Source organism: Paenibacillus sp. ICGEB2008 (assembly GCF_000307675.1).
In the GTDB taxonomy this organism is placed as follows: Bacteria; Bacillota; Bacilli; order Paenibacillales; family Paenibacillaceae; genus Paenibacillus; species Paenibacillus polymyxa.
In genome coordinates this window covers 19,259-41,605 of sequence record NZ_AMQU01000008.1, presented here as the reverse complement: position 1 = coordinate 41,605, position 22,347 = coordinate 19,259, and the positions used below count along the sequence as shown (strand labels likewise).

At 46.1% G+C, this 22,347-nt stretch carries 20 protein-coding genes; 3 read left to right on the top strand and 17 right to left on the bottom strand.

All coding sequences use genetic code 11. The features are described 5' to 3' along the window. Window positions 1–91: 91 nt before the first annotated feature. The 6 genes from C400_RS0109020 to C400_RS0108995 form a co-directional block, all read right to left on the bottom strand. Window positions 92–397, bottom strand: coding sequence for a DUF1292 domain-containing protein (locus C400_RS0109020; protein ID WP_017426726.1), 306 nt, complete (start codon window positions 395–397; stop codon window positions 92–94). Beyond that, complete coding sequence (locus C400_RS0109015) at window positions 394–696, bottom strand: DUF1292 domain-containing protein (protein ID WP_013372606.1); 303 nt, start codon at window positions 694–696, stop codon at window positions 394–396. The genes C400_RS0109020 and C400_RS0109015 overlap by 4 nt, the downstream gene beginning before the upstream one ends. Before the next feature lie 13 nt (window positions 697–709). Continuing rightward, on the bottom strand, window positions 710–1,126 hold the full coding sequence (gene ruvX / locus C400_RS0109010; RefSeq protein WP_016819084.1) for a Holliday junction resolvase RuvX: 417 nt from the start codon (window positions 1,124–1,126) through the stop codon (window positions 710–712). 9 nt (window positions 1,127–1,135) lie between these two features. Further along, on the bottom strand, window positions 1,136–1,396 hold the full coding sequence (locus C400_RS0109005; protein WP_007431624.1) for an IreB family regulatory phosphoprotein: 261 nt from the start codon (window positions 1,394–1,396) through the stop codon (window positions 1,136–1,138). Window positions 1,397–1,532: 136 nt separating this feature from the next. Then, entirely contained in the window at window positions 1,533–4,166 is a 2,634-nt protein-coding gene (alaS, locus tag C400_RS0109000) for an alanine--tRNA ligase (RefSeq protein ID WP_017426725.1), read from the bottom strand. Between the two features lie 350 nt (window positions 4,167–4,516). Then, the gene (locus tag C400_RS0108995; protein WP_016819086.1) at window positions 4,517–5,584 is read right to left on the bottom strand and encodes an AI-2E family transporter; all 1,068 of its coding nucleotides are present in this window, start codon (window positions 5,582–5,584) and stop codon (window positions 4,517–4,519) included. 211 nt (window positions 5,585–5,795) lie between these two features. Here C400_RS0108995 and C400_RS0108990 point away from each other — a divergent pair, with 211 nt between their 5' ends. Then, a complete protein-coding gene (locus C400_RS0108990; protein ID WP_017426724.1) occupies window positions 5,796–7,769 on the top strand; it encodes a methyl-accepting chemotaxis protein in 1,974 nt (657 codons plus the stop codon). Between the two features lie 177 nt (window positions 7,770–7,946). On the opposite strand, the gene C400_RS0108985 is transcribed toward C400_RS0108990, so the two are convergent. From C400_RS0108985 to cymR, 4 genes are all read right to left on the bottom strand, one after another. Continuing rightward, on the bottom strand, window positions 7,947–8,159 hold the full coding sequence (locus C400_RS0108985) for a hypothetical protein (RefSeq protein WP_013311529.1): 213 nt from the start codon (window positions 8,157–8,159) through the stop codon (window positions 7,947–7,949). A 10-nt stretch (window positions 8,160–8,169) separates the two neighbouring features. Further along, window positions 8,170–8,691, bottom strand: a complete 522-nt coding sequence (locus C400_RS0108980) for a PRC-barrel domain-containing protein (protein WP_017426723.1) — start codon at window positions 8,689–8,691, stop codon at window positions 8,170–8,172. A gap of 135 nt (window positions 8,692–8,826) precedes the next feature. Then, window positions 8,827–9,978, bottom strand: coding sequence for a cysteine desulfurase family protein (locus tag C400_RS0108975; protein ID WP_017426722.1), 1,152 nt, complete (start codon window positions 9,976–9,978; stop codon window positions 8,827–8,829). A gap of 389 nt (window positions 9,979–10,367) precedes the next feature. Beyond that, a complete protein-coding gene (gene cymR / locus C400_RS0108970) occupies window positions 10,368–10,787 on the bottom strand; it encodes a cysteine metabolism transcriptional regulator CymR (RefSeq protein ID WP_013372613.1) in 420 nt (139 codons plus the stop codon). A 304-nt stretch (window positions 10,788–11,091) separates the two neighbouring features. Here cymR and mnmA point away from each other — a divergent pair, with 304 nt between their 5' ends. Further along, complete coding sequence (mnmA, locus tag C400_RS0108965) at window positions 11,092–12,213, top strand: tRNA 2-thiouridine(34) synthase MnmA (RefSeq protein WP_025365607.1); 1,122 nt, start codon at window positions 11,092–11,094, stop codon at window positions 12,211–12,213. 270 nt (window positions 12,214–12,483) lie between these two features. On the opposite strand, the gene C400_RS0108960 is transcribed toward mnmA, so the two are convergent. Further along, the gene (locus C400_RS0108960) at window positions 12,484–13,140 is read right to left on the bottom strand and encodes a DUF5984 family protein (RefSeq protein WP_017426720.1); all 657 of its coding nucleotides are present in this window, start codon (window positions 13,138–13,140) and stop codon (window positions 12,484–12,486) included. Beyond that, a complete protein-coding gene (locus tag C400_RS26155; RefSeq protein ID WP_025365609.1) occupies window positions 13,137–14,285 on the bottom strand; it encodes a WXG100 family type VII secretion target in 1,149 nt (382 codons plus the stop codon). Before C400_RS26155 ends, C400_RS0108960 begins: the two co-directional genes overlap by 4 nt. Window positions 14,286–14,703: 418 nt before the next feature. Here C400_RS26155 and C400_RS0108950 point away from each other — a divergent pair, with 418 nt between their 5' ends. Further along, window positions 14,704–15,534, top strand: coding sequence for a PPK2 family polyphosphate kinase (locus tag C400_RS0108950; RefSeq protein WP_016819116.1), 831 nt, complete (start codon window positions 14,704–14,706; stop codon window positions 15,532–15,534). A 106-nt stretch (window positions 15,535–15,640) separates the two neighbouring features. On the opposite strand, the gene crcB (C400_RS0108945) is transcribed toward C400_RS0108950, so the two are convergent. The 5 genes from crcB (C400_RS0108945) to C400_RS0108925 all read right to left on the bottom strand — a co-directional run bounded on the left by crcB (C400_RS0108945) (window position 15,641) and on the right by C400_RS0108925 (window position 22,279). Continuing rightward, window positions 15,641–16,006 (bottom strand): fluoride efflux transporter CrcB, encoded by a 366-nt coding sequence (gene crcB, locus C400_RS0108945; protein WP_016819117.1) that lies wholly within the window; start codon window positions 16,004–16,006, stop codon window positions 15,641–15,643. After that, window positions 16,003–16,404 (bottom strand): fluoride efflux transporter CrcB, encoded by a 402-nt coding sequence (gene crcB / locus C400_RS0108940; protein ID WP_017426718.1) that lies wholly within the window; start codon window positions 16,402–16,404, stop codon window positions 16,003–16,005. The genes crcB (C400_RS0108945) and crcB (C400_RS0108940) overlap by 4 nt, the downstream gene beginning before the upstream one ends. 87 nt (window positions 16,405–16,491) lie before the next feature. Continuing rightward, entirely contained in the window at window positions 16,492–17,802 is a 1,311-nt protein-coding gene (locus C400_RS0108935; protein WP_017426717.1) for a replication-associated recombination protein A, read from the bottom strand. Window positions 17,803–18,081: 279 nt separating this feature from the next. Next, entirely contained in the window at window positions 18,082–20,223 is a 2,142-nt protein-coding gene (locus C400_RS0108930; RefSeq protein ID WP_017426716.1) for a HelD family protein, read from the bottom strand. Window positions 20,224–20,461: 238 nt separating this feature from the next. Then, window positions 20,462–22,279 carry an ABC transporter ATP-binding protein gene (locus C400_RS0108925; protein WP_017426715.1) on the bottom strand — a complete coding sequence of 606 codons (1,818 nt, stop codon included), beginning with the start codon at window positions 22,277–22,279 and terminating at the stop codon, window positions 20,462–20,464. Window positions 22,280–22,347: the final 68 nt, after the last annotated feature.

The window sequence follows — 22,347 nt, the reverse complement described above, 5'->3', positions numbered from 1 at the left end:
TGTCCTTCGCTTCACATCCACCCAACTCCTTCACAGCCAAAAAGGGCGGACTGGTCCGCCCTTTCAGGTTTGATCTCCTCGTTATCCAGACTTACAGCTCTTCCGGCAACGTACATTCGTCGTACAGCTCAGAAATATCTTCCCACTCATCATCATCTTCAATGGTGGTGATGGAGATTTCGCCGTCTGTGGATGAGCTTACATGATATAATTCATGTTCGCCAGCAGCAGCGCCAGGTCTACGCAATACGGCGTACCGTTGCTCACCTACCTTGAACTCTGCTTCCAACTCCATGCGTAACGCATGACCCTGTTCATCCTGCAACTCTACGTCACCATCAAAAGCTTCTTTCAAATCAGAGGTCCAGCTCAGGTCTTCACGTGAATAGCTCGTCATTTCCCGTCTTCCTCTTCTTCTTCCTCTACAAATGTATTAAAGGTCTCTTCGACGATTTCCCATTCGGCATCGTCTTGGATCACAAACAATTTAATATCATCGCCTTCTTCCTCGTAACGGAAGGCGTACACATCGGACTCATCAGCTTCAGGGTCCACTGGCGCAACCATCATGTACTTCGCTTCGGAACCATCTACCTCAAACTTCATAATGACCTCGAACTCTTCCTCGTTGCCCTCGTCATCGGCAATATAAATAATTTCCGGCTCTTCTTCCATACCCAATTGATTTTCAGCCATTACGAAATCCCCCTCACCTTGTACTGTGTGCGTCCAAATAATTTTGCAAGATCAGGCTTGCGGCCAGTTTATCTACCACCTGCTTGCGTTTTTTGCGGCTGACGTCGGCCTCCAGAAGCGCACGCTCTGCCGAACGCGTCGTCAGCCGTTCATCCCAAAGGTGAACGGGTAAACCCAGTAACTCCTTGAGCCGGTTCGCAAACTCAATGCAAATCTCACCGCGTGGACCCACGGTTCCGTTCATATTTTTCGGCAAGCCTACAACAACCTCACCAATTTCATGTTCACGAACCAAATTTGCAATTTTACCGAACTCGCTGTCGTCACCGCGTCGTTCTATGACTTCCAATCCTTGGGCGGTCCAGCCGAAGGCATCACTTACGGCGACCCCAATTCGGCGATCCCCGTAATCCAATCCCATTACTTTCATGCCTGTCTCCTAACGATGCTTAGCGAGATAGAAACGAACCAGCTCTTCAATCAATTCATCGCGTTCTTTTTTACGCACCAGGCTTCTAGCATTATTATGCCGTGGCACATAAGCCGGATCACCGGATAGCAAATACCCGACGATTTGATTGATCGGATTGTATTCTTTTTCTACCAACGCATCATATACGGTCAACAAAATCTCCTGAGCAGAAGCTTCCTTCTCATCCGCCTTGACATTAAATTTGACCGTTTTGTCCATGGAATCCATTGTTGACACCTCGCTTCCACAAAACATGTGTACATGTTTATGCCAGCTTATTCTTTTATATCATACCATAAGCAAAGCCCTTCAAGGAAATGTCTAAGTCCGTTTTTTTCCAAAAATCCGCAAAAATTATCGAACTTTATCCTTGTGAGGCTGCTGACACCAATTCATGTGCACGTTGAAGTGCTTCGTCCAGCTTGCTCGCATCCTTACCCCCGGCTTGCGCCATGTCAGGTCGTCCGCCGCCACCGCCGCCGCATACGGCCGCAATTTCTTTCACGAGCTTACCTGCATGAAGTCCTGCCTTGGTATGCTCAGCTGGGACAGCAACGACAAAATTAACTTTGTCGTCCATTGCAGCGCCTAGCACCAGCACAGCTGCAGGAAGCTTACTTTTCAGCTCATCAGCAATCGCACGCAGCGCATCCATGCTGGAGGCCTGCACGCGTGCAGCCAACAACTGCACTCCGCCAGCTTGCACAACCTGATCAGTCAGTTGACCCGCCTCAATAGCGCTCAGCTTGCTTTGCAGTGATTCATTTTCACGACTGAGGTCTTTGATCTGTTGCTGCAAAGATTCGATGCGTTTTGGCACCTCGGACAGCTTGGATTTAACCAGCCCAGCCGACACCTTCAACAGCTCTAATTGACCTTCCATGTACTCAAAACCAAAACGTCCGGTCACTGCTTCAATACGACGTACACCTGATCCGATGCCGCTCTCGCTAACAAGCTTGAACAAGCCAATTTGCGAAGTATTGCTGACATGACACCCTCCGCACAGCTCGATGCTGTAATCGCCAACCTTAACGACCCGTACAATATCACCATATTTCTCACCAAACAACGCCATCGCTCCAAGCGCCTTGGCTTCGTCAATCGGTTTCAGTTCAATAGTCACATCCAGTTGGCTCCAGATGGCACGGTTAACCCGCAGTTCAATATCTGCCAGCTCTTCTGGGGTAATGCTACCAAAATGGGAGAAGTCAAAACGCAGACGCCCAGGTTCTACCAAGGAACCCGCCTGATTGACATGGTCACCCAGTACTTCTTTAAGCGCTTTGTGAAGCAAATGCGTAGCCGTATGATTCTTCTCAATTTCTCCACGTGAAGCCTGATCTACTTCAGCTTTTACCGTGTCGCCTACGTTTAGCTCACCGGCTTCTACAACGACCTGATGCACATGCTGACCTTGCGGCGCCTTGAACAGCCCTTCAACCTTCGCGGTTACCGTTCCACCACGCAGTAAGCCATGGTCACTGACTTGCCCGCCGCTTTCAGCATAGAAAGGAGTCACATCCAGCACGACTTGACAGGACTGCCCTTCACTAACACTCTCCACCAGCATATCATTATATACAATTGCCACAATTTTGGACTCAGTTATGAGGTCATTATATCCAACAAATTCACTTTTAACCGCCAGATCGGACAAAGCTCCGCCCTGAATCTTCATGCTGGCATTGTCTTGATGAGCATCACGCGCACGTTGACGCTGTTCCTGCATCGCTTCATCAAAACCTTCACGATCAACTTTCAAGCCCTGCTCGTCCGCATAATCCTCTGTGAGATCAAATGGGAACCCATACGTATCATACAGCTTGAAAGCATCTGCTCCGCTAATGACATTGCGGCCTTCGGCCTTTGCCTGAGCACTGATATCAGCCAAAATAGCTAGTCCGTCTGTCAATGTTTCATGGAAACGCTCTTCTTCTGTTTTAATCACCTTGATGATGAAATCACGCTTGTCCACGACTTCAGGGTAGTACACGCCCATGATGTCCCCAACGGTTTCCACCAGTTCAAACATAAATGGACGGTTCATGCCCAACATCTTTCCATAGCGAACAGCCCGGCGCAGCAAACGGCGAATGACGTAACCCCGTCCTTCGTTGGAAGGAAGTACACCGTCACCAATCGCGAAAGTCACGGTACGAACATGGTCAGCAATGACCTTGAGAGCCACATCACTGTCCACATTGTCGTTATATTTAACTCCTGCCATGGCAGCCGTTTTCTGGATTAGTGGCTGGAAGATATCCGTATCAAAATTGGAATCGACATTTTGCAAAATGGATGCAAAACGTTCCAAACCAGCTCCTGTATCTATATTTTTATTGGGAAGCGGCGTGTAGCTGCCATCTTTGTTATGGTTGAATTGTGAGAATACGAGGTTCCACACTTCCAGATAACGCTCATTTTCTCCCCCTGGATACATTTCAGGGTCTGTCATGTCGCTGCCGTAGGCTTCGCCACGATCATAAAAAATTTCCGTACAAGGTCCGCAAGGGCCTTCACCGATATCCCAGAAATTGTCTTCCAGTTTGATGATACGTTCAGCCGGAAGTCCAACTTTTTCATTCCACAGCTTGTACGCTTCTTCATCCTCAGGATATACCGTTACAGCCAGACGTTCTGGATCAAAGCCGATCCATTTCGGGTCTGTCAGAAACTCCCACGCCCATGTGATGACTTCTTCCTTGAAATAGTCGCCAATAGAAAAGTTCCCAAGCATTTCGAAAAACGTATGATGACGACGCGTTTTACCGACATTTTCAATGTCGTTCGTCCGAATACATTTTTGCGAATTGGCGATACGTGGATTTTCTGGTTTTACGCGTCCGTCAAAATAAGGCTTAAGCGGCGCCATACCCGCATTGATCCATAGCAGGGAAGGATCTTTGTGTGGAACAAGCGGTGCGCTTGGTTCAATCACATGTCCCTTACTTTCAAAAAACTCCAGCCATTTGGAGCGGATTTCACTAGCTTTCATATAAGTAGCCTCCTAATTATGGTGTCACTGGTTTCTGGCACAGGCCATAAAAAATAGAAAAACGCCCCTGAACGGATCAGGGACGATTGTATCGCGGTACCACCCTGGTTATCGCCGTCCCCTCTGTACGAAATGCCACATGTGCAAGCGCACACCAACATCTGCTTAACGGACGATCGATCGCCTTGTTTTCACTGGTAACGGGAGCATCCCGGCGGGTTCAGCCCGCACTCCGAAATGAGCTTTCCCTACTGGATAAACACATTTAAACATACTCAATTCAGTATATCCGTGTCATTTAGCCGTGTCAACGCGATTTCAGACAGCATGCATCTGGGATATAGACGAAATTAGATTGTTTTTCGCTTGACGTAATATGCAAAAAAATGCTGAAGCCCTACCTTCAAAACAGCCATCACTGGAACTGCCAAGATCAAGCCAGCAATTCCCGCAATTTCCCCACCCACTAGCAGAGCGAAAATAATGGCTAACGGATGCAGGTGCAGCGTTCGCCCTACCACCTGAGGGGATATTACATTACTTTCAAGAACTTGAATACAGGAATTAACGACTACCACTAAAAGCACCATTTTTAAGGAAACCGTAGAAGCCATAATTACTGCCGGTGCAGCGCCCAAAAAGGGGCCCAGATATGGAACAATATTAAAAAGAGCCACAACTCCGGCCAGCAATAGCGCATAAGGCATGCCAATCAGCATATATCCAATATACGCCATTACGCCAATAATGACGCACACCAGCAATTGGCCCCTGACATAGTTGCCAAGCGCCTGATCAATTTCCTTAAGCACCGATACAATCGCCTTACGACGAGAACGCGGGAGATAAGAAACAATCGTCCGTTCAAACACGTCAAAATCCTTTAAAATATAAAAAATGAGAAAAGGTACGATGAACACATTAAACAACATGTTGATCATCCCACCGATGTTGTCCATAAAGGTAGAAATCCCAGTAGCCATCCGATTCTCCAGTTGGAAAAACCATTGATTCATCCCCGTACGCACCCCTTGGGGTAAAATACCGCTGTCCATATTCGTCATTAGTCCCTGCGCATGCATGGTCAGCTCTGGCAGATGCTCATTCAGCTCATCCAGTTGTTCAATGAACATCGGAATCAGATTCATCAGGATCACAATAAGACTGGCCAAAAACACAGCGTAAATAAGCAGTACAGCTACACTACGAGGCACCTTTCGACCGCCCAGCATACTCACTACAGGATTAAGTACATAGGAGATGATCATCGCTACCGCAAACGGAGCAATGATTGTTTTCAGAAATTCATACAAATGAAAAAACAAAGGTCTCAGCAGCCAGATAAAATATAGAATGACGAGTCCCAGCAGCGTCCATATGCCGTACCGGAACAGTCTACTTTTCGTTAATTGGTCCATTTTGTGCCCCCTTACCGGACTAGCCTCCTTTAAGTATATGCCTGTACCTGTACTTTAATCCTTCCCGCCAGTCTGAGATGTCCCATTAATAACCATTGCGAAAAATTGATGAAAATGGATGAAAACAATAAACAAAGTCATTCGATCTGACGATATAAGTACAAAGCACTATCCTAAGCTTTCACATTTCTGAAACATCGGGGGTCGTTACATGAACTTAAAAATGAAGCTTATTCTCCTTTTCACTTGCATTGTAATCGTTGCAGCTGGGCCTTTGTCCGTCATTAGCATGACAAGTGTTAAAAATCAGGCCAATCATGATATCCAAGAGCTTATGAACAGCAAAGCTTCCGAAACCGTCAATCAGCTCGACGGATGGACAGGCGGCAAAGCTGAAATTATTGAATCATTAGCTGCGAGTCTGGAATCCAGCGATATTTCATCAGATGCCAAAATAGCATCTCTGAAAGCAGCTTTCCAAAACTATAAGGATCAAAATATTTCCAACATTTATGCAGGGTATGAAGATGGATCTTACTGGGATGGATCTGGCTGGTTTGAAGAGGGTTACGATCCTCGCGCTCGTCCGTGGTACAAGGACGCCAAAACCAAGGGAGAAATGTACTATTCCTCACCTTATACTGATGCAGGCAGCAATGACTTCACCATTTCCATTGCTAAACCTCTCAAGGATGCCAACGGCTCGATCACCGGGGTAGTCAGCGAGGATATTATGCTCAACGATATGACAAAAATGATTAAAGGCATAGACTTGAACGGATTGGGCTACGCATTTCTGATTGACCAAAAGGGAGTCGTAATCGCGCATCCAGACAACAAGCTGGCTGGCAAAAACCTCAAGGAAACCCCCGAGTTAGGATCATCGACCGCGACCCTGCTCAGCACAGCTTCGGGAAAAACAGACTATAGCTACAACGGCAGTGACCGTCAGCTTTATTTTAAAAGAATGCCTAGCACAGGCTGGATTGTAGGCCTGTCTATTTCTAAAGATATTGCTTTTCAGGAATATTACTCTACTCGTAATCAGTTGATTATTACTGTTGCTATCATTTTAGTCGTTGCTATGCTGCTGGCGATTTGGGCGGCAAACAACTTTATCAAGCCGATTCGCAGACTCCAAACAAATGTCAAACGGATAGCTGAAGGCGATATGACCGCTCGTGTGGATATTAAGGGTAAAGATGAAATTGCCAGTCTGGGGACAGATTTTAACCTCATGTCAGACAATCTCTCTCACCTGTTGCGCAAGGTATCAGATACAGCTAGCGATGTCAGTTCCGCTTCCCATGATATGCACCAACACGCCAAAGATACAGGAACCATTGCATCACAAATCTCCAGTGCAGTTCAGGAGCTAGCGCAAGGAGCCAGCGACCAAGCCGAGGCGGTATATTCCGGTTCTGAGAAGCTGACACACATGACAGGCTCCATCAACCAGATTGGCGAAAGTGTCAAACGGACCCAAACTGCTGTATTCGAAACTGATTCTGCTGTGCTGGCCGGCTATGAAACAGCAGAGCGTCAAGCGAAACTGGCAGCCGAGTCCAGACAAACAACCACTGCGGCAGGAGAAGCGGTAGATTCACTCACGCTGAAAACCCAGGATATTGGGCGGCTGGCCGGGGCCATCCACGATATCGCCGCACAAACAAACCTACTGGCCCTCAATGCATCCATTGAAGCGGCACGGGCCGGGGAACACGGACGAGGTTTTGCCGTCGTCGCGGGAGAAGTGAGAAAGCTGGCCGAACAAGCAGGTAGCTCCAGTGACAGTATCATGAGTAAGCTGGAAGAAATTAAAATTGCGGGAGTACAAAGCGCGGAAGAAATGAAGAAGGCTCTTGCTGTAACTGTAGAGCAGGAGCATGCTGCCATTGCAACGAGACAGGCGTTTGAATCCATACGTGGCGCTTCTCAGCACATGCTTGCCCAAATTGAAGATGTTTCTGCTGCAGCAGATCATCTGCGTGTAAATGCCGGACATATTTCTGATGTCATCTCCAGCGTTGTCGCTGTTTCTGAGCAAAGTGCAGCATCTACCGAGGAAGTAGCTTCCTCAGTACAAGAACAAGGTCATGCTATGAACAATATTGCCGACCTTTCTGCCAAACTTGATTCTCATGCAGATCTTCTATTGGAAGAGGTCAAACGCTTTAAATTGTAAAACTAGCCATCTTCACAAGAAAGGATATACAAAAGAGGGTGCCCCCAGGCCAATAGCCGTTCGGGACACCCTCTTCATTTTTTATTAAGCATGATCCAACCCACTTAGCTATATGTTAAGCCATAGGGGGAAGATCACACCTCTTCGTAAACAGCCTGTCCACTTCCCGAGTCAAACTTAGGAAGAAGCGTGAATTTGCGGCAAGTCCTGTTGTGCCATCTCATCTCCAAAGAATAAGTCGTCCAGCGAACTGAGCGTTCCATCCTCTTCCACTTGGTAGACAGACATTTTTTCACCATTCACTTGAAGTTCGATAAAGCATCCCCAGCAATAAAATTGATGGGAGCCAATTTTTCCGATATCTTTGGAATTACAATTCGGACATCTCAATAAACTCACCCTATCCATTAACAGAATATACGGCTTTTTCCAGACGCTGCTCGCTTAACGGGGGAACCATAACAGCATTTTCCCCGATGGACATATCTTCGGTGCAGGGCAGCCATTTCCGCCCTTCAATAATATCCGATACAAAACCATCGCTGATTTCCAAGCCTATTATGTTATTGCCCATTTCCTGGTCAAAATAAACATCCGAGATGTGCCCGAGCATAAGCCCTTCCTCTGTTAGCACGGATAAATCCTTCAGTTTACCGGGTCCAAGCAAGTACGTATGTTGTATATCATGGGCCTCTGTTTTACGGACGGCCTGCTGATTGCGAATCATGATCGCATCTTCACCATAAGCAACGATGTCATCCCAGGCCACCATTTTGACATGAGATGAAAAAAGCCCTTTACCTTCTAGCTCAATCCCTGTAATTCGCCAATCAGCTGTCAACATAAAGTCATGTATTTTACCAATCTGCTTCCCGTCCTCGACATCGAAAACAGCAAGTCCGATCATGTCTTGAAGCCTCATATATAGGGTCCCTCCTTACTATGCAGTCCGAACGAAGGTGCGGTGTTTTTCCTACATGCCTGTCAATACCTTGCTTCCGTTCATGCAATGAAATGGAAACCGCTCCTCCCTTCTTACTAAAATGCGGAGAAATCCCTAGTACCTAGTACGCAGCCGCTTCCATATAGTTTCAATTTTCTTGGCCGTGTATTCCATTTCTTCCGTAGTATTACCCAAACCGAAGCTAAATCGAATCGCTGAATTCAAAACATCTTCAGGAAGATCCATCGCCTGCAACACATGCGATAGCTCTAAAGACCCCGAAGTGCAGGCTGATCCGCTGGCAGCTGCGATTCCTTCCATATCGAGATTCATCAGCATGGTCTCTGTACCAATGGCCGGAAAGCTAATATTTAGCACATTAGGCACAAAATGTTCAGGATCGCCATTGATTATAAACTCATCGCTGCCCAGAGAGCTTTCCAACGCTTTTAGCAGCGTTTGGCGAAGAGCCATATCGTGTGCTCCTCGCTCTTCAATGGAAGCATTGGCAAGAGTTGCGGCTTTAGCAAGCCCAGCAATGCCGGCGATGTTTTCTGTTCCTGCACGGCGTTTCTTCTCCTGAAGTCCCCCATGCATTAGCGGCTGAATGCGTGTACCCTGACGGATATACAATGCACCCACTCCTTGCGGTCCGTTAATCTTATGGCCAGACACACTAAGTAAGTCAATCGGGAGGTTCCCGCAGTCGATGGATATATGCCCGAAGGCTTGGACTGCATCTACATGAAATATAATTCCATGCTCTCTCGCAATCTGTCCTACTTCTTGGATCGGCTGAATGACGCCCACTTCATTGTTGGCATACATCATGCTGATCAAAAAAGTATCCGGGCGAATAGCTGCCTCAATGTCCGCAGGATTCACACGCCCAAAACCATTGACTGGGACATAGGTCACCTGGTATCCCGCTTTTTCCAGCTCATCGCAAGCATGAAGCACGGCGTGATGTTCAATCGCGGTTGTAATAATATGGCCGGAAGTACGACCATCTGCCGTAGCCGTCCCAAACAGGGCCAGATTATCACTCTCTGTCCCTCCGCTCGTAAATATAATTTCTTCAGGCTTGCAGCCCAAAGAGGCCGCAACGGCATCCCGCGCTGCGCTGACGGTGCGCTTGGCATCGCGGCCAAAGGCATGAACGCTCGAAGCGTTGCCGAATTGGCCGGTCATGATATCCATCATAGTCTGCGCAACCTCAGGATGCATAGGAGTCGATGCGGCATGATCCAGATAAATTCTGTTCATGTTATCCACCTCAAATATAGAACATCTTGTTTTTAGTATTGCTGAAGTTCCATTATATACTTCTTTATTGATATAATGCACTTTAAAAGTTTTTGTAAGAGCATTTCATTGCAAGTTTTTACGGAGGCCCCCTTGATCCGATTATCGGTGTAAGAAGACAGATATCACGAAGAGATTGTACTATAAAAAGCTTTGGCCAAAGCTCAAGCTGCTTATGACGAAATCAAAAAAGGGATTGGTCCGTAAAAAATAACTCTCAGACATGCTCAAGCTTGGTAATTTACAGGATAGACAATTTTAATGTATTTTATATAGAATTAAAGCCCCATATAATGGGGCTAAAACGTTTGATGAGCCAAGATATCTCTTGTTATATACACAATTGGAAATTAAATATAAAACATGTAGTTATCCAATTCATCATGTTCTTGGTATGTGATCAAGTCCTTGAGTGTAGTTGAATCCAGCACTTCAGCAATGCTGTCACGAATTCGCAGCCAGAGCTGACGTTTTGCCGGATCGTCTTCTTCCGTAAAATCAACTGGAGAAATCGGGCCTTCCAGCACACGAATGATGTCTCCTGCTGTTACGCCTGACGGTTCATTCGCCAAAATATAACCGCCATAAGCACCACGGATACTTTTTACCAAACCTGCATTACGCAAAGGCGCAATGAGCTGCTCCAGATAATGCTCTGATAGCTGATTTTTTTCGGCAATACTTTTTAAAGAAGTTGGACCTTCGCCAAACCTGGCCGCAAGCTCCATCATAATGGTCAGGCCGTAACGGCCTTTCGTTGATATTTTCAATTGTGGCACCTCGCTTATATTAACAATTCCGTTAAACACGCGGAATATTTGGAGTTGTAAACCTCTCTATTCCGATCCTAACCCTCAGCTTATGTTAACATATTAGGGCAGGTAAAGGGAAACATTACGGTAACAATCTTAAAAAAAGTTGCTTTCGAGCGATTAGCAACAGATTTAGCCCGTTTTATGTAGCTTTCTTGCATCGTTCGCCGTGTCGTTTGTTCATCCAAACATCGTAACTTATTATCGTTTATGTTACAATAGGTGGGTTCTACAACAATATTGAAAGAATTGGGTGATGACCATGGCTAAAGCCAATCATGAAACCCGTGTCGTCGTCGGCATGTCCGGTGGCGTCGACTCATCCGTTACCGCGCTGCTGCTAAAGGAGCAGGGCTATGACGTAATCGGCATCTTCATGAAAAATTGGGATGACACGGATGAATTTGGCCGTTGTACGGCTGAAGAGGATGCGGAGGATGTACGCCGCGTCTGTGAACAGATCGACATTCCTTACTATACAGTCAATTTTGAAAAAGAATACTTTGATAAAGTATTCTCCTATTTTCTTGATGAATATAAAGCTGGACGCACACCCAATCCAGATGTCATGTGCAACCGTGAAATTAAGTTCGGCGAGTTTCTGAACAAAGCGCTGGATTTGGGAGCAGATTATGTTGCTACTGGACATTATGCACGGGTTGTGGAGGAAGACGGCCGCTTTACTTTGCTGCGAGGTGTGGACAGCAACAAGGATCAGACTTATTTCCTGAATGCATTAAGCCAAACACAGTTGTCGCGAGCCATGTTTCCGATCGGTCATCTGCCGAAACCAGAAGTACGTAAAATCGCAGAAGCTGCGGGACTTTATACAGCCAAGAAAAAAGATAGCACGGGCGTATGCTTTATCGGCGAACGCAATTTTAAGGAGTTTCTGAGTGGATATCTGCCTGCAAAAGGTGGAGATATGGTGGATATTGCTACGGGTGAAGTCAAAGGACGCCACGATGGTCTGATGTACTATACACTGGGTCAACGACAAGGCTTGGGCATTGGCGGTTCAGGTTCAGGCGAACCATGGTTCGTAGCAGATAAGGATCTGGAGAAGAACATCCTGTATGTGGTACAAGGTGATCGTCACCACAGCCTGTATTCTACCAGCCTGATTGCCACGGATGTAAACTGGATTGAAGGCGCAGATGCACGTCCATCCGGCGAATTCCGCTGCACAGCCAAGTTCCGTTACCGTCAGCCTGACCAGCAAGTCACTTTACAATGGCTTGCGGATGGGACCGTGCATGTCGTATTTGATGTACATCAAAAGGCCATTACCCCTGGACAAGCAGTTGTATTTTATGACGGGGAACGTTGTCTGGGTGGGGGAACCATTGATAAGGTTGAAAAACTTCAGCCTGAAACGGTTTGAATGAATGACAATTAACATTGAATAGCCGTAATAAAAAAGTCGTCTCTCCTGATTTGGGAGGAGCGACTTTTTTTCTGTTACATGTTTTTAGCCATAAGTCGAAGGGAATTGGTTATCTGCTCTTTATTATGTCTATCATGCTGAACAAACATTTCCTGTAAAAAGGTTTCCAAAGTATACAGGCTATTAGGAGTTTAATAATTAGTTTATTGGACAATGATAGCCCATCGAAAAAGACCTTAGAGGCACAAAGCTAATCAAGCAGTAAAACTATTCTTGGACTATTAAGCCCTTTATTTTTTCACAAATTTTTTCGGCGTCACTTTTGTTCTTAGAATTCAATAGAAGATTATCCAAGAAATCTTCAACAAAATTCCTTACAGTAGAATCAAATATACCAATGGGAATATATTCAACTCCAATTGGATTCATGAAAGTGATCCCTTCCGAAGAGTACGTAGACTCATTATCCCATGCAATCTCTATTTTATCGTTAACTCTCCTGAAGAATACATCAGGCAAAAATGAGCCTGCTCTATTTGAAAACCATGAGTGTTTAAACTCCCATTCTTGCTTTGTATCGAACCATTGATCAAATTCAGCGTCATTGTCGGAATCAAACAACAAACAATTATCTATAAGTTCAAGAGAGTTTTGTCCTTCAACTGGAAGAGGAAATGCTTCATCACTCAATATATGCATATGATTTTCACTAAACCATTCAACAATATAAATTAAGTTCCATTGAAAAGGTGTTACAACATTCTCTTTCTTGAACTCAAAAATATTTCTTCCTCGAACAAAAATTTCAATTTCTCCCCATGATTCACCAGCTAAACTCTTTTCATTAAAAGGATTATTTACAAGTTCATATTGGATAGCAAAAGTACTTTTATCTCCAAATGTTCTCAGAATAACGCACCTCACTTATTTCTTAATAGCTTATTGTACTCCACTTTCGTAATTTTACCATCCCTTAGGAACTGCCTCAATACATCGGCAGGTACTTCCCTAGCAGGGTTCGTAACCTCATATGGATGCCAACCCGTTTCACCATCTGGTTGAAATTTAACAAGCTTCCCCTCATAAATATTATATAATTGCTTATTTTTTGAAGATGAATAGGCTGCATCCAATAACTTTTGCCCTGTCTCAGCGTCTGGAATGGGGTTAGGACTCCCCCACCCACTTTGAGGATCATGTTTAGGGCTAGGCTCATATGTTCTCTTTTGAATTTCACCCGTTCCTTCAAAACCATCAGGTACCTTTTCTACCTTAACTTCTGGGGAGTTAGACGAACCTCTACCTTCTCCTTTGGCCATCTGCCACAATTCCGCTGAGCTTTCCCCTACTCCACTTGCACTTTTAACCGCAGTTGTAGCTCCATGCGCCGCCAAAGCTGCCGATCCAATTAATCCGGGCACTCCGATTATACTCCCTACGCCTGTAGATGATATAGCAACTGATAATCCTTCTCCACCCAATCCAGCTACTACCTCACCAGCCCCCTGCAATGTTGTAGCTACATTCCCGAGGATTTCTCCTACTTTAGCTGCCATGGGATGATCATAATCTCGTTCTTTATCTGGCAGCATCCCCAATGTCAAATTTCCCTGAATAGCTCCTTTTGCTCCCTGTGCAGTATCCCAAAGGATTTCTCCTTGAAGTTTGCTAGCTTCCAATTGAGCTTCAGCCTTGGTAATCTCAGCTTGTCCAATCTGTTCAAAGATTTTATGTAACCAACCTTCACCTGTGGATGCCGTTTTAACAGGGGCACCAAGCCAGGGCACATTCAATACGACTTTTTCTCCATCTACCTGTGTAAAGTTTTTTGAAATAAAAATAAGTTCTTGTGCTACTGTCGATAGTCGGTCAATTGTTACACTCATGGATTGTCGAGAAACCTGAAATTCCTGAAAAAATCTCTCTTGGGTGGCACCATACCAGCCTTGTTGGACAAAATCAATTCGTCCATTCAAGAAATTCAGCATACGTTCCAATTCATGCTTTCCTTGTAAAAACTGATCAGCAACTTCCATCAGTTTGTCAGGTGGAACTAATATTCTCCCCATTTTAACCACGCCCACTTTAATTTTGATGGAAATAATCTTATCAGAAGGGGATGTTTAGGGACATCCATCTATTATCCTGATATTTCCTTTTATATTATGTGACCAATGGACTGAAATAAACAGATTACTATGTCAAAAGTATTATAATCCCTTGTTATGAGTTACATGGATCAAAGTAGAGTTAAATTTCAAGCTGCGTCTAGGAGTGGAAGTGTAACCGTTTCTGTTGATATCGTCTTTCTGCATGACTGTGAGTAATGACAACTTGCTCATTGTGGGCAACTTACGTGAAGAGGTTCATTCATGCGCTCATCGGTTGTTAAACGGATTGCGACACTAAGAAATTTTTGATAACGCCCCCATTTGGGTATATGATGTAGACAAGATCATTACTTCAATTGAAAAGGAGCGTGCCTTTATGTCTGATTCATTAGGAATGCTGACACCGGGTAAGAAAGTTTCTTTGAAAGAATGGGACCCCAAGGATACGAAGAATATTAAAAATAAAGAAGAAATCCGACAGGAAACAGATCAATTGAAGGAACGCTTTGCCGAATTACAAAGTAAATTATTTACAGAGAAAAAACAAGCCGTTTTGTTTGTATTCCAGGGTATGGATTGCAGCGGAAAAGATGGCGTGATCAAGCAGGTATTTTCTAATCTTAACCCTGCCGGGGTGACTGTACACAGCTTCAAATCACCTACGACTGAGGAATTAAGCCATGATTTCTTGTGGCGCGCCCATAGCGTAACTCCAGGACGCGGATATATTGCGGCGTTCAACCGTTCTTACTACGAGGATGTGCTGATTACACGTGTTCACGGACAGGTATCCGATAAGCAGGCCAAGCAGAATATGAAGCATATCAAGCATTTTGAACAGTTGTTGCTGGATAGTGGTGTAAAGGTGGTTAAAATCTTTTTACATATTTCAAAGCAATTCCAGTTGGAAAAGCTGATTGACCGGATTGAGAAGCCTCGCAAAAACTGGAAGCTTGATCCGAGTGATTTGCAGGAACGGAAATTTTGGAAGCAATATACCCAATACTATGAGGAGGTACTAGAGCTAAGTGCAACCAAGCAAGCACCTTGGTATGTTGTTCCTTCAGACAATCGTTGGTACAGAGATTATACTGTACTGCGGATTGCCGTCCAAACGCTAGAGGAAATGAAGCTGTCTGACCCTGATCCACGACCTGAACTCAAAGCCCTTTTACCTGAATTATACAAAGAACGAGATAAAAAATAGTTAAATAAACACAGCACTAAGCTTCCGCCCTCCTATTCATGGCTGATAACGCCTTGAGTGAGGGTTTGGAAGCTTTTATGGTGTGCTCACATGTCATTTTGAAAATTTATAAGGTATAACTGACCCTGTACCCGATTGCTGCAGCTATAACTCCTACTATTACAGAAGATAATACATACATAGCCATACGTCGGTATTTTTTGTGTTCCATCAGTTGAAGAGATTCATAGCCGAATGTGGAAAAGGTGGTGTAGCCGCCACAAAAACCGGTTCCCAGTAGCATCCAGAGTGCAGGAGACAAATTGTGTTGCGCAAACTCGCCATACAGCCAGCCTAGCAGCAATGAACCGCTAATATTAATGATCCACGTCCCCCACGGGAATACAGTACCCAACCTTTTTCCGGCCCACATGCCAAGCCCGTATCTAGCTAAAGTACCTACCATCCCACCTGCTGCCGCCCACCAAATCATAAATGCTCCTCCTTAGGGGCAACCTGTGTCATTTTTGTGCCTAAACGGATACCTGCCCACGTCAAAAACAAGCCCCCGCCTACGCTAAGCAGCAAGTACAATATAGCCGTCAGCATACGATCGTGAACCGTGAGGCGTACAGCATCCACTGTAAAAGTGGAAAAGGTAGTAAATCCCCCTGTAAAGCCTGTTCCGATGGCAAGTCGCCAGCGGGGGTTGATCCGCCATGATCGCAAGGTCACCGTAAAAAAACAGCCGAGAAACAGGCAGCCAAGCCAATTCATTAACAGGACGCCAAATGGAAAGTCTGCCCCAGCCGCAGGCAATAATAATTGTATACTGTAGCGAGCAGAGGTTCCGAGCGCTCCACCTGCTGCGACGAATAGTACGTCTTTCATTTCTTTTATTCCCTTCTTCGCTCTTGCAAGATCATCGTGTAACCTGACAATGTCGTACACACTTCGTATATTAAAGTCACACATATATTAAGACTGTGAATCCCGCCAACGTTGGTTTTGCCTGATTTTAGACTCATTTCCCTGCTCAGTGGCCTGGTAAAAGGTCTGGTCTGCTATCGAATCGGGCAAGTATTGCTGTCTCACATAGTGATTCGGAAAATTATGCGGATATTGATAGCCAACATGGCCGAGTTTTTCCGAGCCTTTGTAATGTGCATCGCGCAGATGTAGCGGCACCTCGGCCGATTTTATATCGTCCATGGCCGACATGGCCCGTGAAATCGCCGTGTATACGGCATTCGACTTGGGACTTTCCACGGCGAACAAAATGGCCTGTGCAATGTTCAGTTTGGCCTCAGGCCAGCCGTTATTGCGGTAGGCCTCAAGCGCACTCACCGCTTGCACCATCGCCTGCGGGTTCGCCAGACCAATGTCCTCGCTGCTCGCTGCAATGAGGCGGCGAATAAAAGTCATCGGGTCCATGCCGAGCTTCTCTACGGCATACAGGAACCAGAACAGCGCCGCGTCGCTGGAACCGCGAATGCTTTTGTGAAAGGCAGACAGCACGTCATATTGTGTGGACTCGTCTGCCTTGACAATCGGGCGGCGGATGGATTCCTCTGCCACTTCCAGCGTCACATGAATCGTGCCGTCTGCCAGCGGAGGGGTCGTGAGCGCCGCTAGCTCCAGTGCGTTCAATGCACGGCGGATATCGCCGTTCGCCATGGACGCGATGTGGTCCAGTGCAGCTTCATCTACCTGAAGCTGCATATAGCCGAGCCCCTTGTCCGCATCGCTCAAGGCACGGCGCATAGCAGCCAGCGAATGCTCCCGGGTTAGCGCTTCAAGCTGAAATAACGTAGAACGGCTCATTAAAGCGCCGTTGACGTAGTGAAAGGGGTTTTCCGTCGTGGCGCCGATAAATACGATCGTTCCCTTTTCCACCGCAGGCAGCAATGCATCCTGACGCGAACTGTTAAAACGATGGACCTCGTCAAGAAACAGAATAGTCTTTTTGCCATACATCGATTTATTCGTCTGTGCACGGTCAATGACTTCTCTTACATCCTTTACAGATGCTTCTACTGCATTTAGACGGACGAAATCACCTTGCGTGTGTTGAGAAATGATATGTGCCAGTGTCGTTTTGCCGCATCCCGGTGGCCCGTACAGCAATATAGAAGAAACCTGATCGGCCTCTATAGCTCTCCGCAGTAGCTTGCCTGGACCCACAACATGCTCCTGTCCAATATATTCATCCAGCGATGTCGGACGCAGGCGGTCTGCAAGCAACCGATTGTTTGGCGTTGACTCCTGGGAATATGAAAATAAGTCCAATTCATTCACTTCCTTATCATTTATGAACGAACACTTTCTTTTTTCATTGAAAACAAGTTCGCCCATACAGCTAAAAGACATGAAAATTCAATCGATCTACTGTATTAAAACGATTATAAACCGCCTCTTATTCTACCATATCGGTTAACAAGTTGCAGATAGCCTGGTCACGGTATAACTGTAGCCTTACCTGTGATTCAACTAAAAAGAAAGAACAGCCTAGGACGAAAAATGAATTTCGTGGCTGTTCTTTGGTTGGCATGACCTTCAGCGTTCTAATTACTCCGTTTGCGCCGGTACGTAACTTGGAAGTGGACCGTCATGCAATAGCCACAGCTCATGCAGCGCACGGGTACATCCCACATACAACAGCTTGGCATCCCAAGTCCGTTCTCCATAATGATCCTGGTCGGCATCGGCCACAATAACTGCATCAAACTCCAGACCTTTGGACAGATATACAGGCAGTACAGACAAGCCGCCTTCATATTGCTTTTTACCACCATCAATCAAATGGACATCCAACCCCGCACTGGTGAAAACCTCATGCAGCTCTACAGCTTCTTTTAAGGTACGTGTCAGTACGGAAACCGTACGATACTCCTTGGAGGAAAGCTCTTTTAGAGCGGTAAGTAAACTCTGTTCACGCATGGACGAGTCGTAAGACACAGTACGCACCGGATCACCGCTACGAAATACCGGAACCGCTGTAATGCCGCCACGTACTCCCTGCTCCAAAATTGTATTTGCAAATTCTATAATTTCCAAAGTTGATCTATAACTCCGTGTAAGTGCAAAATACCCCGTTTGTTCAGGCACAAATAGTGAACTCATTTCCTCCCATGCATGTACACCACGATATTCATGAATTCCCTGCGATAAATCGCCCAGTATTGTAAAGGAATGCCCTTTTACGAACAAATCCAGGAGAGCGATATGAAAAGGTGAAAAATCCTGCGCTTCATCAATGACCACATGGTCAAAACGTTGAGATGATTCTACCTCATGAATCAGCACGTGAAGATACACCAACGCAGTCAGATCCTCTTCACGGATGATCTGATTTCGCAGGTCTGACTGTGTGGCCTTAAAGATGGGAGCCGGCAAAGAAGCCTTCATTTCCGCAGCGGTCTCTGCAGGTAATCCTTTAGTTGCCTGAAAAAGCTGCTTATAAAGCGTCAGTGCGTCATATTGTGGCCATTTTTTAGCATACGCCTTTTCCCGAGATCCGGCTTTTTTCTTTCCTTCCTTGAGCGCAGCCGCCGAAGGTGACTTTTTCAGTTCCATTTCAATCCAGCGATGGACTCTTGCCAGCACACGCTCCTTCCGCTTCGCGAGCGGATAGGGCTTATATTCCTCATTGAACCAATTCAAAATCTCAGTTCGCGGCAGCACCGCCCCATCCCAAGGTGAAAAGTCGCCCTCAGGCACCGAGATAGGCTCCAGTCGTTCCACAAAATCCTGAAGCAGCTTCATAAAATGAACCGATCCCTTAAATCTACCCGGCGCCTCATCCATAGATTCCGTTCTCAAGCTGCCACTTTCAAACCAATAAGATAACGTTTCGGTAGGATCTGCCAGAGGTAAATCCAGCCCCAGCAAGCCTAACGCCCAGTCTGCAAATGTACTTTGCTGAATATTTCCAACCCCCAGCTCTGGAAGTACATCTGAAATATAATCGAGAAACATGTGGTTTGGTGCGAAAATAACCATTTTGTCCGCCGACACCTGATTCTTGTATTGATACAGCAAAAATGCGAGTCGATGGAGCGCTACGGTCGTCTTGCCACTACCGGCTACCCCTTGAATAACGAGGGCTGTATTTTTAGCCGCGCGGATGATCTGATCCTGCTCCGCTTGAATGGTAGATACGATATCCCGTAAACGGTTATCCTTGTTCTCTCCCAAACGATAAACGAGAAACTCATCAGAAACGGCAGGCTCGTCACTTTCACGATTGTACGTATCAGCTACCCGTTCCAGGATTCTTTTCCGAATGACAACGTTGCGTTTCAGATACACCAAGCCCTCGACAGTTCCCTCAGGAGCTTCGTAGGACGCCGTTTCCTCACCACCTGTAAACGAATAAAACAAACTGGCAATCGGTGCACGCCAATCAATCACCAGCGGATATGCTGACGTTTCTTCACGCTCCACCCCGATCTTACCGATATAAAGTGGCTTGCGCTGACCTCTACCGCGCTCGTCAAAATCCATACGCCCAAAATAAGGCTCCTGCGAGCTTTTGGTCAAAGCCTGGCGTTTTTCCTCCCGTGCAGATTCCAGTACTTGCTCCGTAAAGTCATGCCCGGTGTACACTGGCGTATTGCGAAGCCGTTCCAATCTCCGATCAATTTCCTCCATAGCAAGCGACAGCCTATGCTGTTCTTCTTGATAGGCACTTTGAAACTTATTCTCCATTTCAGTTACCTCCTAAGAATATCAAGTCTCGATTTCTGCATCTCATTCACTTGCTCCGATACAAAAAAAGGAAAGTAAGCGTAACACATTTGAACACAAAAATCCAACCTTATTTCCTAATACGCCCAATCCCCTACTCTTTCACAAAAGTATGAAGCTTTGCGGCACCAGTGGAGCGGGTGATTTGAATCCGAAGAAGCGGAGTGATCGGTGGATCAAATCACACGCGAAGCGACCTTTAATACTCCATACTTCTCTCCCCCATCTCCACAAACTGCTTTTGAGCCAGCTCGCGGTACACCTGATGGGTTTCTAATAACTCGGCATGGGTTCCTGCACCAGTCACATTGCCTTTGTCCAACACGATAATTTGATCGGAGTGGACCACTGTGGACAATCGGTGTGCAATGACAATCGTCGTGCGTCCTTCCATCAAGTTCGCTAAGGCCTTCTGCACCTCATGCTCGGATGAGCTGTCCAGGCTAGAGGTAGCCTCATCCAGCATGAGGATGTCAGGACTGCGAAGAAGCGCACGCGCAATGGCGATCCGTTGTCGCTGCCCGCCGGACAGCTTCATTCCCCGTTCCCCTACCTCCGTATCGTAGCCTTGAGGTAGATCCATAATAAATGTATCCGCATACGCCATCATGGCAGCTCGTCTGACTTCTTCCAAATCAGCTTCGCGCCCCAAGCCATACGTAATATTATCTCTAACCGTTCCGGTCATCATCGAGCTCTCCTGTGATACATAACCAATCTTCGAGCGCCAGGAGGACAGTGTATATGACGATATCGATTCGTCTCCATAACGAATTTCCCCTGTATCTGGCACATAGAAGCGCTCCAACAATGAAAACAAGGTGGATTTCCCACTCCCGCTCGGTCCCACGAATGCTGTCGTTCGGTTAGCCGGAATGACCAGGTTTGCACGATGAAGAACCTCTTCACCTTCGGTATAGGAAAAAGCGACATCACGAAATACAATATCTCTGCTCTCTTTTGCCGCTTCCTGCTTCAATTCAAGTGGTTCCTCTTCATGGTCTAAAATAGTCTGAATTCGTTCAGTGGCACCAACTACCTTTTGCAGACGTGAATATAAGGTCGTGAATTGGGCCATCGGTGTAATCACCTGAAACAGTAGCAAAATAAAAGCCACCAAATCACCCGCGGTTAGTACACCTGATGCGACGCGAACACCACCAACACCCAATATAATAACGAGCACCGCAGTCAGCAAAAAGGTAGAAATGGGACCTACAAGGGCCAATATACGTGACTCCTGCAACCCGAAGCGGAACATACGGTAAATGCGATCCTCCCCGGCCTGTGCCTCTCTGCTTTCCGTTCCGTAGGCCTTCACCAGCCTGATTTCGCCGATAACCTGACTCAGCACTGAGGTCAGATCTGCCATCTCATCCTGCTGTTTTTTGGAGATACGATACATTTTTCTGCCTACCGGAAATAAAATCAGGGCTGTTAGCGGAACAATGGTCAGAATAATGAGCGTCATCACCCAATCCAGATAAAATAACAATGCAATACCACCAATAATCGCAATCACATTAGAGATCAGATTCACGAGATACTCGGTAATTAAGTTCATAATCAGGCTTGTATCATTAGTGACACGACTCATCGTATCTCCTGACCGATTCCGGTCAAAGTATGGAATGGGTAGAGATAAAATTTTATGCCATAAGCGCTTGCGCAAATTAGCCACTATTTTGTGCCCGGCGTAGTTCAACATATAGATCGAAACTGCCGAAGCTACCGCTTGAAGCACAAAAGCGCCAAGCAAACCAATAATGACCATACGGTTCAGTGAAGAAAAGGTTAAGCCATCGATCAACCCTTTGGTCATCATTGGTACGATTAAACCAGCAATCGTCTGAACCAGGGTCAGTATCAGGGCGATGATCAGAATGGCCTTGGGCGGATGCGCACTCGCAATCAGTTTGATAAACTGACCCATACCAGCCTTGTCCGGCCTTTTACCCGGCTTTTCCTTCATCCGATCTTCCTGCTCATCTTGTCGCCCATGTTGTTCTTTTTCCATAAACCATCAACCTCGCTTCCTGTCTGACCATTCTTGTTCAAACAACAACACCCGCGCTCTGCGCGGGT